At 59.6% G+C, this 15888-nt stretch carries 20 protein-coding genes; 13 read left to right on the top strand and 7 right to left on the bottom strand.

Annotated features, from left to right (window positions below):
* Window positions 1-37 precede the first annotated feature (37 nt).
* From IEX41_RS21635 to IEX41_RS20065, 3 genes are read right to left on the bottom strand one after another with little or no spacing between them, the layout of a single operon-like run.
* Window positions 38-343, bottom strand: coding sequence for an SHOCT domain-containing protein (locus IEX41_RS21635; RefSeq protein ID WP_229673406.1), 306 nt, complete (start codon window positions 341-343; stop codon window positions 38-40).
* Window positions 279-1745, bottom strand: a complete 1467-nt coding sequence (locus tag IEX41_RS20070) for an ATP-binding protein (RefSeq protein WP_017468462.1) — start codon at window positions 1743-1745, stop codon at window positions 279-281. The genes IEX41_RS21635 and IEX41_RS20070 overlap by 65 nt, the downstream gene beginning before the upstream one ends.
* Complete coding sequence (locus tag IEX41_RS20065) at window positions 1745-2467, bottom strand: response regulator (protein ID WP_007803380.1); 723 nt, start codon at window positions 2465-2467, stop codon at window positions 1745-1747. Before IEX41_RS20065 ends, IEX41_RS20070 begins: the two co-directional genes overlap by 1 nt.
* Window positions 2468-2655: 188 nt before the next feature.
* On the opposite strand from IEX41_RS20065, the gene IEX41_RS20060 reads away from it, so the two are divergent.
* The 7 genes from IEX41_RS20060 to IEX41_RS20030 all read left to right on the top strand — a co-directional run bounded on the left by IEX41_RS20060 (window position 2656) and on the right by IEX41_RS20030 (window position 7286).
* Window positions 2656-3129 carry a rhodanese-like domain-containing protein gene (locus IEX41_RS20060; RefSeq protein ID WP_008327269.1) on the top strand — a complete coding sequence of 158 codons (474 nt, stop codon included), beginning with the start codon at window positions 2656-2658 and terminating at the stop codon, window positions 3127-3129.
* Window positions 3130-3217: 88 nt separating this feature from the next.
* On the top strand, window positions 3218-3655 hold the full coding sequence (locus tag IEX41_RS20055; protein WP_012187040.1) for an ion channel: 438 nt from the start codon (window positions 3218-3220) through the stop codon (window positions 3653-3655).
* A gap of 161 nt (window positions 3656-3816) precedes the next feature.
* Entirely contained in the window at window positions 3817-4266 is a 450-nt protein-coding gene (locus IEX41_RS20050) for a DUF6010 family protein (RefSeq protein ID WP_012187041.1), read from the top strand.
* Between the two features lie 3 nt (window positions 4267-4269).
* A complete protein-coding gene (locus tag IEX41_RS20045) occupies window positions 4270-4932 on the top strand; it encodes a TVP38/TMEM64 family protein (RefSeq protein ID WP_043754550.1) in 663 nt (220 codons plus the stop codon).
* Window positions 4933-4960: 28 nt separating this feature from the next.
* Window positions 4961-5920: a cation diffusion facilitator family transporter gene (locus IEX41_RS20040; protein ID WP_444544449.1), complete on the top strand. Its 960-nt coding sequence runs from the start codon at window positions 4961-4963 to the stop codon at window positions 5918-5920.
* 6 nt (window positions 5921-5926) lie between these two features.
* Window positions 5927-6919 (top strand): sterol desaturase family protein, encoded by a 993-nt coding sequence (locus IEX41_RS20035; protein WP_017468740.1) that lies wholly within the window; start codon window positions 5927-5929, stop codon window positions 6917-6919.
* Window positions 6834-7286 carry a DUF411 domain-containing protein gene (locus IEX41_RS20030; protein ID WP_012187045.1) on the top strand — a complete coding sequence of 151 codons (453 nt, stop codon included), beginning with the start codon at window positions 6834-6836 and terminating at the stop codon, window positions 7284-7286. The genes IEX41_RS20035 and IEX41_RS20030 overlap by 86 nt, the downstream gene beginning before the upstream one ends.
* Before the next feature lie 5 nt (window positions 7287-7291).
* Here IEX41_RS20030 and IEX41_RS20025 read toward each other — a convergent pair whose 3' ends face one another.
* Window positions 7292-7858, bottom strand: a complete 567-nt coding sequence (locus IEX41_RS20025) for a Crp/Fnr family transcriptional regulator (protein WP_043754540.1) — start codon at window positions 7856-7858, stop codon at window positions 7292-7294.
* Window positions 7859-7933: 75 nt separating this feature from the next.
* Here IEX41_RS20025 and IEX41_RS20020 point away from each other — a divergent pair, with 75 nt between their 5' ends.
* Both IEX41_RS20020 and petA read left to right on the top strand, forming a co-directional pair.
* Window positions 7934-8458, top strand: a complete 525-nt coding sequence (locus IEX41_RS20020; protein WP_017468346.1) for a hypothetical protein — start codon at window positions 7934-7936, stop codon at window positions 8456-8458.
* Window positions 8459-8561: 103 nt separating this feature from the next.
* Window positions 8562-9122 carry a ubiquinol-cytochrome c reductase iron-sulfur subunit gene (gene petA / locus IEX41_RS20015; RefSeq protein ID WP_017468347.1) on the top strand — a complete coding sequence of 187 codons (561 nt, stop codon included), beginning with the start codon at window positions 8562-8564 and terminating at the stop codon, window positions 9120-9122.
* A 69-nt stretch (window positions 9123-9191) separates the two neighbouring features.
* Here petA and IEX41_RS20010 read toward each other — a convergent pair whose 3' ends face one another.
* Window positions 9192-10259, bottom strand: coding sequence for a helix-turn-helix domain-containing protein (locus IEX41_RS20010; protein ID WP_043754533.1), 1068 nt, complete (start codon window positions 10257-10259; stop codon window positions 9192-9194).
* Window positions 10260-10485: 226 nt separating this feature from the next.
* Between IEX41_RS20010 and IEX41_RS20005 the strand changes: the two genes are divergently transcribed.
* The gene (locus IEX41_RS20005) at window positions 10486-11370 is read left to right on the top strand and encodes a recombinase family protein (RefSeq protein WP_028288628.1); all 885 of its coding nucleotides are present in this window, start codon (window positions 10486-10488) and stop codon (window positions 11368-11370) included.
* 78 nt (window positions 11371-11448) lie between these two features.
* Here the strand turns inward: IEX41_RS20005 and IEX41_RS20000 are convergent, their stop codons facing one another.
* Both IEX41_RS20000 and IEX41_RS19995 read right to left on the bottom strand, forming a co-directional pair.
* Window positions 11449-11844, bottom strand: a complete 396-nt coding sequence (locus tag IEX41_RS20000) for a PIN domain-containing protein (protein ID WP_028288627.1) — start codon at window positions 11842-11844, stop codon at window positions 11449-11451.
* Window positions 11834-12061 carry an AbrB/MazE/SpoVT family DNA-binding domain-containing protein gene (locus IEX41_RS19995; RefSeq protein WP_009503866.1) on the bottom strand — a complete coding sequence of 76 codons (228 nt, stop codon included), beginning with the start codon at window positions 12059-12061 and terminating at the stop codon, window positions 11834-11836. Before IEX41_RS19995 ends, IEX41_RS20000 begins: the two co-directional genes overlap by 11 nt.
* Window positions 12062-12269: 208 nt before the next feature.
* Here IEX41_RS19995 and repA point away from each other — a divergent pair, with 208 nt between their 5' ends.
* The 3 genes from repA to repC all read left to right on the top strand — a co-directional run bounded on the left by repA (window position 12270) and on the right by repC (window position 15804).
* A complete protein-coding gene (gene repA / locus IEX41_RS19990) occupies window positions 12270-13463 on the top strand; it encodes a plasmid partitioning protein RepA (protein WP_009503867.1) in 1194 nt (397 codons plus the stop codon).
* On the top strand, window positions 13447-14379 hold the full coding sequence (gene repB, locus IEX41_RS19985) for a plasmid partitioning protein RepB (RefSeq protein ID WP_028288626.1): 933 nt from the start codon (window positions 13447-13449) through the stop codon (window positions 14377-14379). Before repA ends, repB begins: the two co-directional genes overlap by 17 nt.
* A gap of 213 nt (window positions 14380-14592) precedes the next feature.
* Window positions 14593-15804: a plasmid replication protein RepC gene (gene repC / locus IEX41_RS19980; protein WP_050525470.1), complete on the top strand. Its 1212-nt coding sequence runs from the start codon at window positions 14593-14595 to the stop codon at window positions 15802-15804.
* The last annotated feature ends 84 nt before the right edge of the window (window positions 15805-15888 follow it).

Genomic DNA, 15888 nt, shown 5'->3' with positions numbered 1-15888 from the left:
GCGTCGCGTCGGACGGCTTTGGCGTCCGCGGCGGGGTCTATTCGTCGAGCGTTGCTTTGCGGCGACGGAACTCTTCTTCGTCGATTTCCCCATTTGCAAAGCGGCGCCTGAGCGCTTCCTGCGCGTCCGAGTCCGGGGGACGGGTGCCATTGTCCCGCAGCCTGAACACCAGAAACACCACCAATGCGATCAGCGCCCCCCAGAAGGCGAGCATCATGAAGCCGCCCATAAAGCCATAGCCTCCGCCCCACATGTGACCTGTCCAGGAGCCTGGACCATCAGCTCGCGCCATGCTGGCGGGCAAGCTGGCCAGCAACGTTGGAATGAGCGTTTTCAGTTTCATCTGTTTCTCCTTCGATTAGTTCGCTTTCATCCAGTGGGATGGTGACAACAGCGCGCAAACCCGCGCTGTTATGGTTGACCAGCTGGATATCGCCGCCATGGGATTGGACGATTGTCCTCGCGATCGAGAGCCCAAGCCCATAACCGCCCGTTTCCAGAGACCTCGATTGCTCGAGGCGATAGAAGGGATCGAAGACCTTTTCCAACTGGTCGACGGGAATGCCGGGCCCATTGTCATCGATGTTGAGTACGAGGTTCGAACCGTGGGTCGCCCAGCTGACTTTTGCGGCACCACCGTAGCGAACGGCGTTCTCAAGCAGGTTCCTCAGCGCCCTTCGGAACGCGTTGGGTCGAAGCCGCACGGCAACATCATCACTCGGGGCAAAGGTGCAGTGTGCCGCCATATCGCTGCACAAGCTGTCCAGAAAATTGCGCAGATCGACCACTTCGGCACCTTCGGATCCGGTAAGGCCCCGTGCAAAGGTGAGCGTCGCTTCGACCATGCTCTGCATCTCTTCGACCGATGCGATGAGGCTGTCCCGCGTCTCTTCTTCGTCAACCAGCTCCGCGCGGACACGCATAGCAGTCAACGGCGAGCGCAAATCGTGACCAAGCGCTGCGAGCATCCGTGTCCGATCGCTGACAAACCGGGTCAGCCGTCGTTGCATGCGGTTGAAGGCGACGGTCAGATCCTTGACCTCGGTCGGCCCCGCGACGGTCAATTCACCCACATCCTCGCCCCGGCCAAGATGGTCCGCGGCCTTGGAGAGGTGCCGCAAAGGACGCGTCAGGCGCGTCATGACAAACCAGAAGATCGCCACCAGGAGCAGTCCGGCGGAAATTCCAAAGGTCAGCATCGAATAGAAAGGCCATTGGATTGGCGGACGCTCGAACCGCGTTCCGACATTCAGCCAACGCGCTCCCTTGATGGCGATCGACAGGTTCATCTCAACCGCCGTCAACTCTCCGCGCATCATCGCGAGATGCATTTCCGTCATCTCGTCCGAGAGATTGGGAAGGGGCCGCAACGCGCCCTCGACCTCGTGCAGTTCAACGCGAATATCCCGGCTGTAGCTATCGCCCAGAAGCGCGCGTATGCGTCCTTCCACGATGCCGCCATCCGAATGACCGGTGTGTTCCACGCTCGGAACGTCCGACAGATCAAACCGGATCAATGGCGAATTCGCCGCGCGGAGGATCGAGTCCTGCAACTCCGGCGGGGCCTCCTCGATCAACCGCGCGACATTTGCTGCGCGACCGGCGGCCTCGAACCCCAATGCGGCACGAATCGCAAGGGTGCGCTCGTCAGCGAACAGGAACAGGCTGATCGCCTGGGCCACGACAAGTGCCGCGACCACAAGCAGGATCAACTGGCCGCTCAGAGACCTCATCGCACGGCGCATCACGGCGCATCCTCGACATCGGCAGCCAGACAGTATCCGCCGTTCCGCACCGTTTTGATGACACTGGGCCTAAGTACATCCGGCTCGATTTTGCGGCGGAGACGGCTGATCTGATTGTCGATGGTTCGATCCATCGGGCCTGCCGTCCGCCCAGCGGTCAGGTCAAGCAACTGGTCACGGCTGAGCACCATCCTCGCGCGTTCCAGCAGGACCGCCAGCAATTTGAACTCGGAGGTCGTCAATGGGGTCTCGGTGGTGGACTCGTCAATCAGCACCTGCCGGTCGGTATCCAGTATCCAGTGCGCAAAAGAGACTTTCCTCCCAGCGAGGCTTCCGGCCACAGGTTCGTCGCGGTTGCTTCTCCGAAGAACCGACTTGATGCGGGCGAGCAGTTCTCGTGGATTGAACGGCTTGGCGAGATAATCGTCCGCACCGATTTCCAGACCCACGATCCGATCCGTTTCCTCACCAAGCGCCGTCAGCATGATGATCGGAAGATCACCCTCTGGCGCAAGTCTGCGGCAAACCGACAAACCGTCCTCGCCCGGCATCATGACATCGAGCACGAGGAGGTCGAAGTGACCGGTGGCCAGCTTGGCATCCATCTCCACGGCATCCCTGGCGACGGTCGTGCGCATTCCGTTCTTCTCCAGGAAGCGCGCGACGCTTTCGCGTATCTGAGCGTGGTCGTCCACGATAAGGATATGAGGTGGCGGTCCCATGGCGTCCTTCCTAGATCATCGTTGCATTCTGTTTCATGGGCAGAATTGTAGCCGTTTGTATCAGGTCAGTCCCTTGCTACAGATGGATACAAATCTGTGCCTGCACCGTGTCGTGCTCCCGGGTAGCGTCGCGCGTATGTTATGTGACCTTTGGGATCGCAACCGATCAAAGGATGAGGTTTTCGAATATGGCTCTTGATTTGAACCGGCGCCGTTTCGTTCTGGGTGCTCATATGACGGTGCTGACCGTCGCGGCGTCACCGCTGTTGGCGCAGAGCCGATCTGTCTGGTCGGCAGAGAATGCCTTTGACGCGCTTCTATCGGATACGGCGCGGATCATCGATGTCAGAACGCACAAAGAGTGGCAAGAAACCGGCGTAGGTGCTGGTGTATGGCCGATAAGCATGCACGCGTCCGGTTTTCCGGACCGATTGTTCAGGGCCAAGGAACTGAGCGGTGATCGCACTGTTGGACTGATCTGCGCCACTGGCGGACGCTCCGCATCGCTGCTTCGAGCGTTGAGACAAGCTGGTTATTCGGGCTACGCCGATATCTCGGAAGGGATGTTGGGATCAGGCGAAGGGCCTGGCTGGATCGCATCGAACTTGCCGACCGTTCCGGTGGATGTCGCCCTGAACGGGTTGCCCCCCGCGTTGGCCTGACCAGTGAAGAATCAATTGGTCCCGTTGTGCTAAAAGCCTGATGTATGGTCAAATTGACCTGTTTGAACAGGAAGACGGGTTTGGGTGTATGACCGAGTTGATGGCTATGTTTGTCGGAATATGCGCGGCGATCGTGATGGGAATTGTCCATCATTATGCGTTGTCGGGCATTCTGAAGTTTTCCCCGCAGCGGTCGGATGGCTCCGGCTTTCGGATCATCCTGACGTTTTCCGCGTTGCTGTTGCTGCACGTATTGGAACTTGTGACGCTCGCCGTGTTCAACACGATGGTGGTGGCAAGCGTTCTGCCGCAATCGTTCAGCAACAGCCCGCCGATGTTTCAGGATGTTCTCTATGTTACGGGCATCTCGTTCTCGACCCTTGGCTATTCGTCCATAGAGGTGGTCGGGCCCTTTCGACTGTTGCTGATGCTGCAATCGCTTTTGGGCTTCATGTTGCTGACCTGGTCAGCGACGTTTCTTTACTCAGCCTGCCAGCAAGTCTGGCAGAAGGCGAAAGATGACTGAAAATCGCCACGCGCGTCGGACATGAGCTTGGCGTCAGCGTCAAATACGTCCTGATATCGGTCCTTTGACCTCACCGTGGAACGGTTGAGTGAGCGCTGCGTTGCGCGCGTGGATGAATAGCCCTTGACCTTCCAGTTGCTGGAATCCCTAGGTACAAAGCCATGGCACAGATTTTCGAAAAGACAGGCGATCACGTATCGCACCATCGACACGGGGATATCTTGAAATCTCCCGTATGGGTTGGTGTGTTGTTTGTCTTGCTCACAATGCCGGCTCACCTGTTTTTGGATGAAAAGAGCTCGATAGCTCTTGCTTCGATCACGCTTGCTTTGATTGGCGGTGCCTATATCGGCTTTGGCGCCGCGGACGGCAGAGCGCGCGTGTTCTGGGCAGAGCTCGCCGTCGCCCTTTTGTTCGGCTCGGCAGCCTTTTTGGGGCTGATATGGCATTGGGCTTTCCTTCCCTTGGGCTTGGCCCTGCACGCCCTTTGGGACATGTCACACCACAATTCTTATCGTCTCGCCCGGATTCCGAACTGGTATATTCCATTCTGCGTGGCCTTTGACCTTTTGGCAGCGACGTTTTTCGTTCTGCTCTATGCCGTGTTTTGATCCATGATGATGCGCATCCTTCTTATTGCGGTGTTCCTGATGGGAGTCGTCGCATTGGCCTTCCCGGACGTCCTTGGCGTTGACATTCGCCTGCCTGATCGCGCGGAAATTGACCGCTGGATCGAGGCGGCAGGTCTTGCCGGACCAATTGTTATCGTGGCGCTTATGACAATCGCTATCGTCGCAAGCCCCCTGCCCTCGGCGCCGATCGCACTCGCCGCCGGAGCGGCTTATGGGCACACGTTCGGGACACTCTTTGTCGTTCTTGGCGCGGAACTCGGTGCGCTTGCCGCTTTTGGTCTGGCCCGCGGTCTCGGTCGTCCCTTCGTTGAGCGTCATCTCGGTCAGAAGATTAACTCAGGCCTGTTCGGATCGCAGAACACTCTGACCTTCTTGGTCTTCGGCAGTCGCCTGCTGCCGTTTCTGTCCTTCGATATGATCAGTTACGCCGCAGGTCTGAGCAAGCTGCATCTTTGGAGGTTCGCGCTGGCCACGATGGCCGGGATTATTCCAGCGAGTTTTTTGCTCGCTCACATGGGCAACCAGGCGATGAACGGAGATGCCCGCACTGCCACATGGACCGCGCTTGCGCTCGGTGGCTTTACCGGCCTGTCGGTTCTCTTCGCCGCGACGCGAAAGACCGGTACACAAGGGGAGGAGAGCTGATATGGCCAGTCATTCTCACGCCGGGCACATGCCGAGTTCCGGCAAGGCCCTTGTGATTTCGGCCTGGCTCACCGGCGTCTACTTCGTGATTGAACTGGCCGTCGGGCTCTGGACTGGCTCGATTGCCGTCCTGTCGGATGCGTTTCACACCCTGTCGGCGGTTGGCGGCGTTCTCGTGGCCATCACCGCGCAGCGGATTGCGCGCCGTCCAGCGGATTCGACGCGCAGTTTCGGATGGTACCGCGCCGAAATCATCGGGGCGCTGGTGAATGGCGGCTTTCTTCTCGGCATGGCGCTTCTGGTGATCTGGATGGGCGCGATGCGGCTCGGAGACCCGATCCACCTGGCCACAGGCCCCATGCTTTGGGTCGCCTTCGGGGGCCTGGTCACGGAAGTGGTCTCTCTGGCGCTGATGTGGCAATCGAGCAAGGACGATCTGAATGCCCGTGGCGCGCTCTGGCACATCATCCAGACCTTTGTCGGCAGCCTCCTGATCATCGTCACCGCCCTTGTGATCGAGTTCACCGGCTTTCTGGCGATTGACCCGATTCTCGGCATGGCGTTCGGGGTGGTTCTCCTCTGGGCCTCTGTGGGCGTAATCAAGGAAGCGGTCCACATTCTCATGGAAGGCACGCCCGAGGGAACGGATCTCGACGCTGTAACAGCGGACCTGAACGGGCAGGACGGGGTTCTGGATGTTCACCATGTGCATGCCTGGACGCTGACCAGCGGCAAACACGCGTTTTCCGCCCATATCCGCCATCAGTCACCCGCCGAGGCCGCGGATTTGCTGAACAGGGCCTATCGGCGGCTGACGGAACAGCATGGGTTTCACATGGTCACGCTGCAGCTCGAAACAGAGTGTCTCGACGAGCGCCACGCGCGGGATCTTGATATAGTCCAGATAGCGGCTGCAAAGGCTGCGCAAGAAAAGACTGATGTGCGAGATGCGCATCCGCACCCAAGCCCTAACACAGAAGGGCCGTAGACTGTGATGGACATAATACTAGCCGCAGAGCCGGAGATTCGTCTGACGGCGTTTTTGAGTGTGCTGGCCGCCATGGCGCTTTGGGAACTCGCCGCCCCGCGTCGGCGGCGTGACATTCCGCGTGTCATCCGTTGGTCGAACAACCTGGCACTTGTCGTGATCGATACGGCGATCCTCCGGTTGTCTTTCCCAATCCTGGCCGTCGGTCTGGCGGTCCTGGCCGAGGAGCGGGGCTGGGGCCTGTTCAACATTATCGAGGCTCCTTTCGGGTTGGCTGTGATCCTGTCCATGCTGCTGCTCGATCTGGCGATCTATCTGCAACATGTCATGTTCCACGCCGTCCCGGCCCTGTGGCGCCTGCACCGGATGCACCATGCGGATCTCGACTTCGACGCAACCACTGGATTACGCTTCCATCCGATTGAGATCCTCATCTCGATGGCGATCAAGCTCGCCCTGGTGGCAGCGCTTGGTCCGCCCGCCGTCGCGGTTTTGTTGTTCGAGATCATCCTCAACGCCACTGCCCTCTTCAACCATGCCAACATCAACCTGCCGAGACCGGTCGACCGGTGGCTCAGATGGATCGTCGTCACACCCGACATGCACCGCGTGCATCATTCTGTCGATCCGCGCGAAACCAACTCAAACTACGGCTTCAACCTGCCGTGGTGGGACCGCCTCATGGGTACTTACGTAGCCCAGCCCGCGAAGGGCCACGAGGGAATGACGATCGGTATCGAGCAGTTTCGCACGACGCGCGACCTCTGGGTCGACAGGATGTTGATCCAGCCCCTTCGCGGGCCAGCAAGCGGACACGCCCTGGATACATCCGCCCTCACGCCGACAAGCAGGAACAGCCTCTGGACTCTCGAAAACACAGTTCTAGGGTCTCGGGTAACTCAAAAAGGAACACATGATGAAACGACGTACGTTCTTGCTGGCCGGAGCGGCTGCCACACTCCCCCTGCGAGCACTGGCCAACACGGAACCGGTCATTAAAGTCCTGAAAACCCCCACCTGCGGATGCTGCACCGCTTGGGTCGATCATGTCCGGCAAGCGGGCTTCGCGGTCGAGGCGCAGGACGTCGATCAGGATGCGCTTTATGCGTTCAAAGATCGGCTGCAAATTGCACCGGAACTTGCTGGATGTCACACGGCGGTCGTGGGCGACTATTTTATCGAGGGCCACGTGCCTGCCGCGGACATCACGCGGCTGCTAGCAGAGCAACCGATGGCGCGCGGTTTGACTGTCCCCCGCATGCCGATGAGTTCGCCCGGCATGGGCGGTCCCGGGGCCGGTGACGCTTTTGACACCTTGCTTGTTGGCTCCGACGGCGCGACCTCGGTCTTCGCGAGCCACAGCTGATCAGGTCATGGGTGCAGGTGATAGATCCCGCGGGACGGGTTCATGACCCGTCCGTCTTGCACAAGCTTTCGCAGCGCCCTGTAGGTCGCCTCATGGCTCAATTGTAACCGAGCGGCAAACTCGACGATGGAGCCTTCGAGCAAGCCTGCGATCAACCCTGCCATCACCCGGTCCTCTGCGCGCCGAATGCCGACGATCTCCAGCATCTGTCGCTGCGCCTGTATCTGTTGAGCCGCCTGACGGCCATAGGCGCGGGCAAATGCCGGGTCGGCAAAAGCGGCCAATACGGAAGCCTTGTCGATCCGGATCAGCGCCCCGGCCTCAACAATGACTGCGTCGCAATGATAGACCTCCGAAAACACCGAAGCTTCGGCAAAGCTTGTTCCGGCTTGGGCACGGTGGATGATGAACCGCTCGCCATCTGGATCGACCCGCTCGAGATGCACGCGCCCGGTTTGCACGACATAGAGACCGTGGGTGGGGTCGCCTTGGTGAAATACGGTATCTCCAACCGCGCCGGAGATTGGGCGCAGGGCTGAGCTCGGGATATGATCATAGGGGTTTGGCAACATATGATTGAAATCATATTACGATGCATCCGCCCCTGCTAGCGTAAACATGACACCACCCCATTGAAGGACCTGTCCATGCGTCTCATTCCCTTCGTCCTTGCCATAGTGATGGCCGCACCCGTGGCCGCGCAGCACGCCAATTCCGCGGCTGGTCACGACATGGGCGGACCGCAGGAAACCGGGCAATCGGCCTTTGCCGCCTTGGCGGAAATCGTAACGATCCTGCAGGCCGATCCCGAGACGGATTGGGAGCGGGTCGATATTGACGGATTGCGCCGCCATCTGGTCGATATGGACCTTCTGACCCAAGAGGCCGTGGTCGCCCGCACCCTGCGGCCGGAAGGGGCCCGGTTCGAGATTCGGGGCACCCCCCGTGTTCTCGAGGCCATCCGCGCCATGGTGCCCGCCCATGCGCCCTTTCTCGCGGCCGAGACCGGCTGGGACGTTGTGACAGAGGACTTAGAAGATGGCGTGGCGCTCAGTGTCGATGGCGATGCCGCGCAGATTCAGGGACTTGGTTTCTTTGGTCTGATGACCATCGGGGCGCATCACCAAGAGCACCACCTCATGATGGCAAAAGGCGCGGGCCCGCACCATTAATGCGCCGACAAGGCCTGTTTGATGATCCGTAGAGAGGTGCGCTGACAAAACGTTACATCTCGCGTGTTGACCTTCCAGCGCGGGAGGCACGGACACATGCCCGATGATGGAAGCGTCAGAGAATACCGCCCGCAGGGATTTCCTGTATTACGCAACGGCCGGGGCAGGGGTCGTGGCAACAGGGGCTGCGCTCTGGCCACTGGTGAACCAGATGAACCCCTCCGCCGATGTCCGCGCCTTGGCACAGATCACTGTTGATATTTCCGATCTCGCGCCCGGAACGCAATTGACCGTCAACTGGCGCGGAAAACCTGTCTTTATCCGTCATCGAACGGAGGCAGAAATGGCTCAGGCTCGGGCACAGGCGGTCTCTGACCTGCCTGACAGCTCGGCGCGCAACCCAAATCTGCCCTACGATGCGCTGGCAAGCGATGAGAACCGGGCCATTGCGGGTCACGAGGCATATCTGGTCATGATCGGTGTCTGTACCCATCTGGGCTGTGTCCCTCTGGGGGATGGGGCGGGGGATTTCGGGGGTTGGTTCTGCCCCTGTCACGGTTCCCATTATGACGCGGCTGGGCGCATTCGCAAAGGCCCGGCACCTGAGAACCTGCATATTCCGGACTTGTCGCTCTCGGAGGAGATGGTGCTGACTTTGGGGTGATGCAATAAAGGATAATCTGTAGTCAGAGCGCTCGAAACTGGAACAGATTTCGACTGGCCGCTGGTCGGCCTAAATCGCAATACTCCACATCCGAAACCGTCCCTGCCCCGTCACTTCACGGATTAGACCCTTCGCTTCCATCCAGGCGAGATTGCGTTGAGCGGTGGCGCGGCTAGCACCGATCCACATTTCGGCCATCGGGGCGGAAACGAGGGGCCATTCGGTCAGCAGGGCGCTCAGGACCGGCGGTGTCTTGCCTGAGAGCGTTGACATCTCTGCTTTGGCCTTCGCTGACCATGATTGAATATCGTCGAGGCGCCGCATCGCCATGAGGATAGCTGTCTGCATCCCCTCGAGCCATTGTTTAAGGCGCTCTGCCGATGGCCCACTCGCGCGCAGGCCCCCTGCCCCGCCCATTGCCAACGGTGCGAAAATTGCCCCGTTTCCCTCGCTAGCCGCGATGCGCGCGGCCGTGACCGCTGCTTCCACCCGATCGCCCTGCTGCCCAAGGCCCGCAAGACTCCAGAGATGAAACCCCATGCAGGCGCGGGTGATCGGATGAAGATCGGCGGCCTGTTTCATCAAATCCAGCCAACCGCTCGCGCGATCGTCGAAGCGCTCGGCATTTTCATCGATGTTTTCAGGATCGCGGCGGTCGAGGAAGGCTGCGATATCGACTATCGGGTCAGGACCGCCTGTCAGTCGCCGAACGGCCCATCCAATTCGCGCCAAGGCATTTGGGTCATCTTGTGCGCCTGACAGGCGCATAGAAATCCATAGCGCCAGACGATCCGGGCCTACGCGATCTCCTGCAAACCAGCTCAGGTCTGCCGCCTCGATCAGTGCCAACCTATGCAGCCAGCCTTTGGGCGCGCGAGCCAATCGGTCATCGAGCGCACCCAAGCGCCCGGCCACCCTCGCCAGAAGCGCAGCCTGATCCGCTTCGGCCCTTGCCCAGTCATCAATGAGGCCCTTTTCCGGCTGTCCCGCCCGAGGTCCGGGAGGCCGGTAATCCGGTTCCTCTTCGATCGGGCCCGGCAGGTACCAGAGAACTTCTTCCGAAGCATCCTCATCCCCCTCTCCGATGTCGAGGGGTTCGTCGAAATCTTCAGGAATAATAGTCGATTGTGGCATCATATGTGCAAAATACAGATTATTTGCACATTACCCAAGCTGTTTTGTGACCGTCGACAATGCTCTTTACACATTACGTGCGCGCGACTGCCGACGGAACCTTTCAGATCGCGATCAATGCAAGGAAACCAGGGGATTGTGCATCGGCACAATGAGAAAACACTTGCTTGCATTCGTTTGTAAACGGTCGTTTATTGCCGCTATATGAAACTGCAAAAAGACTGTTTTGATGCCATTGATAGGCTATGCGCGCGTATCCACAGAGGATCAAACCCCCCTGCCCCAGTCGCAGGCCCTGAAATCTGCGGGTTGCGCCGAAATCTATGAAGAGCACGCCTCAGGCGGCAATCGCGCGCGGCCGGTGCTTGGGCGTGTGCTCGAACGCATCCAGAGTGGCGATACGCTGGTCGTCGTGAGGATCGACCGGCTTGCGCGGTCTCTGTCGCATCTGCTGGAAGTGATCGAGCGGCTGGAGGCTAGGGGTGCGTTCTTTCGCTCGATCCAGGACCCGATCGACACTGGATCCCCGCAGGGCAAGTTCACGCTGCAGGTCTTGGGCGCTGCGGCCGAGTTCGAGCGCGCCCTGATCCGGGAGCGCACCAAGGCCGGCCTCGCCAGTGCGCGCACAAAGGGCCGCGTGGGCGGAAACCCTGGACTGCGGGCCAAAGACCCTGCCGCTCTTCGCAAGGTGCGGCTAGCGCGACAGGACGGCTACATGGAGCGTCTGAACGAAACGGCACAAGATTGGGTGCCCCATGTGCGCCGGTTGCGCCCTGACTTGGCCTGGGAAGACGTGGTGCGCATCATCAACGGCCCCTTGCCCGAGGCGCGTCGCTGGACCCAAAGCCGTCTCTTGCGCGCCGTGAAGGCCTATGTCCGCGACGGCTTCCTGCCCGAGACAGTTTTGGCCCGCGCCGGCCGCCGCGAAACCGACGACCGCCTGCCCGCCATCGTCGCCGCCATCAAGGGCGCGGATCCCGGCATTACGCTCCAGGCGATCTGTGAACGGCTGGAATCAATGCGCGAACGCACACCACGTGGCCGAACGAGATGGCAGCCGTCGTCAGTCAAGATGCTGTTGGAGCGGGCGGAGAGGCTGGGGCTGCTTGAGTAGCCTAACAACCTTGCAAATCCTCCACTATAGGGAAGGATTACAAGGTTGTGGTCAGTTTCAGGCACAGAAGCCGTTCGCTCATGCAAAGGGGTTGACGATGCGAAGCTGGCCTTCCACCAGCAGGCCATCTTGCATGTCCTCGCTCCACAGCGTGGTACACCCCGCAACCAAAGCGCTGGCCACGATCATCGCGTCGTAGATCGAGAAGCCGTAGCGTTCCGCCAAAGCGCGGCCGACGTCATGGGTCTGCACGGTGAGATCTTCGACGGGACACAAGGCGCGCACGCCTTCGAGAAAGGCCGCTGCTTCCTCCCAACCGAGGCCAGCTTTGCGGCGGCAGTTCACCAGTGACTCGTTTAGAACCTGAACGCTGATCCGGGGCCCCTGCCCCAGGATGACCTCGGCGCGATCGGCCTTTGGGCCGTCGTCGAGCAGGTAAAGAACGACATTCGTGTCCGCGAACTCAACGCTCATGTGCGTCGTCGCGGCTCAGACGTTCTGCTGCGGACAACTTGCCCCGGAAGCGGCGCAGGCCGGTAAGTACCTCATCCGCACGAGCAAGGCGACGGACTCTGACCCGACCGTCGTCCTTGACCAGGTCGATCTGATCACCCTCCTTGAGACCAAGCTCTCGGACGAGCTCCGCGGGCAAACGGACGGCCAGCGAGTTACCCCATTTTGCGACCTGCATCGTGACCTCCCATGCGGATATACGTCTTGTAATGTATATCCGAAAGGTTCCTAAGACAAGCCTGCCGCAAACCCTAGCTACTCTTGTGCATGACGCAGCGACTGACACCAAATCTAGAAAGAGCTTGCACGAATCTGATAGCTCGGGCAATAGTCTCGATAAATAACGCGCGATCACATAAAAAACGCGCCCACGAATCGAGGCAGAGATGAGCGAAGCTGAGCAGGACCTGGACATTGCCATCGGGCACTACGCAGAGCTTCTTGCGTCCAATCTTCATGCGCAACGTGCTGCCCACTTCCCTCCCGACGCCAAAAAAGTCATGCGCAGCCTGACCAGCGGCGAGGCGGCCGAGTTGCTTGGCGTCGATCATACCTACCTTCGCAAGCTTCATCGAGAAGGAAAGATCGCTGACGTCGAAACCACTGCGGGCAGCCACCGGCGATATACCCTCGATGATATCTGGGAGATTCGCCACGCTCTTGAGGCAAACGCGAAGAAGCCTGGAACCTACGTTCCGGGGCGTCGTGCCGGTGACGAGCTTCAGATTGTTTCTGTTGTGAACTTCAAAGGCGGGTCCGGGAAAACGACAACATCCGCTCACCTTGCACAGCGCTTGGCTCTCAAGGGATATCGTGTCCTTGCGATCGATCTGGACCCCCAGGCATCCCTTTCCGCGCTGCATGGCATCCAGCCTGAGCTGGACCTGATGGAGGGTGGCACGCTGTATGATGCGGTTCGCTACGATGAACCGGTCCCGATCTCGGACGTGATCCGCAAGACCTACATCCGTGGTCTTGACCTGATTCCCGGGAACCTCGAGCTCATGGAATTCGAACATGAGACACCGGCAGCCATTCAGCGTGGCGGCGCCCGCGCATTCTTTGCCCGTGTGCGCGACGCGCTCGACAGTGTCGAAGCGGACTATGACGTCGTCGTCATCGACTGTCCGCCGCAGCTTGGTTTTTTAACCATGTCCGCCCTTTCAGCATCTTCAGGGGTGCTTGTTACCGTTCACCCCCAAATGCTCGATCTGATGTCCATGTCGCAGTTTTTGCGCATGACCGCTGATCTGCTTGGCGTCATCCGGGATGCTGGCGCAAACCTTCGCTTCGACTGGCTGCGCTTTCTGCCGACCCGCTACAAGGTGGGTGATGCCCCGCAGACCGAGGTCATTGCTTTCATCCGGGGTCTGTTCGGCAGGTCAGTCCTGACCAACCACATGGTTGAGTCTACTGCGATCTCTGATGCAGGGCTGACGAAGCAGACGCTCTACGAGGCCGACAAGAAGGACTTCACGCGTCAGACTTTCGATCGTGCAATCGAATCCATGAACGCCGTCAACGACGAGATCGCGGCGATCATCCAGAACACGTGGGGACGCAATGGCAAGAAAGCCTAAACTGGGACTGCCACTGCAGACCCTGCGCAACGCGCCCGACGCTCTTGAAGGGCGCAGGCTGCGCGGCGGCGTTTTCGAAATCGAGCCTGACCAAATCGAAACCACAGGTCGGCTCGATGACAGGCTGCAGATTGAGACTGCGGGCCTCAAGGCGTCAATTTCCAAGAACGGACAGCGAGTACCAATCCTCGTCCGGCCGCTTGATGGTGATCGCTACAGCCTGATCTATGGCCGTCGTCGACTGGAAGCTTGCAGAGAACTTGGGATCAAGGTCCGCGCCATTGTCACAGAGATGGAGGGCGATCAGGCACTTCGTGATCAGCTGTTAGAGAACCAGGAGCGGCGGGATCTAAGCTTCATCGAACGAGCGCTTGTTGCCGCAGCCTTGCTCGACGGTGACCATCTGAGCGCATCCGAACGCACTAACAAGGGTGTCGCCGAGGTTCTCAATCTGACCGAGGCAGGAGTGTCGCAGCTGTTAAGCGTGGTCCGCACCGTTGGGGAGGACTTGGTCCTCGCCATCGGTGCCGCTCCGGGCATTGGTCGGCCCAGGTGGGAAGAGCTCAAGAAGTTGCTGGGGGCTACGGATGCCGATCGCGAACTGCTTGCAGCTTTGGCGGGTGAGGCCAAGACATCCTACCAAGGCGGTATTGACGAGAAATCCGATCATGCATTTTTGGCCGTCCTCTCTGCTGCAGGGAAGCCCGAACAGACCACATCCTCGTCTCGCCCTCGCGGGCGGCCCGGCACGGTGATTCCGGGGGTCGGTGCCGCCACTGTCACGATCGGACGTCGTGGAAAGCAACTCAAGCTCGAGTTGAAGGCCGAGGAGAGCGATTTTGTCAGCTGGCTTGAGGGCAACGCCCCGCAGCTGATCACCGAGCTTCACGAGCGCTGGAAGCGTTCGGAAGACTGAGGAAGAGCAACAATCAAAAAGGAGGCACGAGACAGGCAGAAAAGAAAAAGGCCCCGAGAAGCAAGCTTCACGAGACCTTTCTTAGGTTTCGCACGGGACCAGCCCGCTACAAAACTTCAGTTTTCGCACCTCTGAATGTAGCGATCTGGCCCCTTTCCCGCAAGCGCAAAGCGATTCGCGGGCCAGGGAAATTTTGCCTTCGTGAATGACATCATGGATTACACACCGATTTCGCCGTTTATGCGGCCGATCTCGCACGCCCATCTGCGCGTGGTCGAGCGTCCTGAGGCGTCTGTTCCCGGCAAGCCCGTCAACAAGTGGGAGCTCCTCCGTGAGCTGTCCAAGGCACAGGCCGCCTTCGGGGTTTCCGAGCGCGATCTGACCGTTCTTCAGGGACTTCTCAGCTTTTTTCCGGACGATGCGCTTGGCGGGAACACCGAAATGGTCGTCTTCCCATCCAACAAGGCGATCTGCGAGCGGCTGAACGGCATGCCTTGCTCGACGATGCGCCGTCACCTCGCCCGGTTGGTAGAGGCACGCTTGCTCATGCGGCGCGATAGCCCCAATGGGAAGCGGTATGTGCGCAAGCGTGGCGAAGATCGGGTGGCCTTCGGCTTTGATCTCTCCCCGCTCTATTGCCGGGCCGAGGAAATTGCACGGGCTGCAGAGGCTGTGCGTGAGGCCGAGGACCGTGTGCGGCGACTGAGGGAGGTAGTGAGCCTTATGCGTCGCGACTTGGCCGCTCTGGCGGAGTTCGGCGAGGAGATCCAGCCCGGGCTTGGCCTATGGGACCAGCTCCGCGACAAGGCAGCCCTCACCGCCCGCGCTCTTCGCCGCAAACTCTCGCTTGAGGATCTGTCGGCATTTCGGACTGAACTGGAGACCCTTCTTGACCAGGCGCGTAATGTGATTGACGGTCCTGAAACAGAAGAAATGAACACCAATGATGCCCAATGTGAGCGTCACCATCATAATTCAAATAAAGAATCTATAGATCTTGAACCTGCCTTAGAAAAAGGCGGGGCGGCGGGACGCGCGCCTGATGATGATACGGGTGAGCCCGTGGCTGACCTTGAAGAGTCTGACACGAGGCGGGTGCCGAAAATCCCACTCCACCTGGTAATCGCCGGCTGTCCCTCGCTCAAGACTTTCTATCAGGGCGACATTCGACACTGGCACCAACTTTTCGACGCGGCTTGTCATGTAAGGCCGGCCATGGGGATCAGTGTTTCCGCGTGGGAAGAAGCGCAACGCTGCATGGGACCAGAGCAAGCCTCGATCGTCGTCGTGGCCATGCTGGAACGATTCTCTGACATCAGATCACCGGGTGGATACTTGCGGGCGCTGACGTCCAAGGCCGCGGCGGGCGAATTCTCTTGCGGTCCGATGGTCATGGCTTTGATCGGTCGGCGAAGTGCGGCTTAACAGCTGTTAAGTTTCAACGCCGCGGTGCTCAGTTGGCATGACTTAACAGCTGTTAAGTCGCCTCTTGGCAACCATACGATCATC

This window comes from Salipiger pallidus, assembly GCF_014643635.1.
GTDB lineage: Bacteria > Pseudomonadota > Alphaproteobacteria > Rhodobacterales > Rhodobacteraceae > Salipiger > Salipiger pallidus.
The sequence above is the reverse complement of the archived record's forward strand: the minus strand, read 5'-3'. Positions and strand labels throughout refer to the sequence as shown.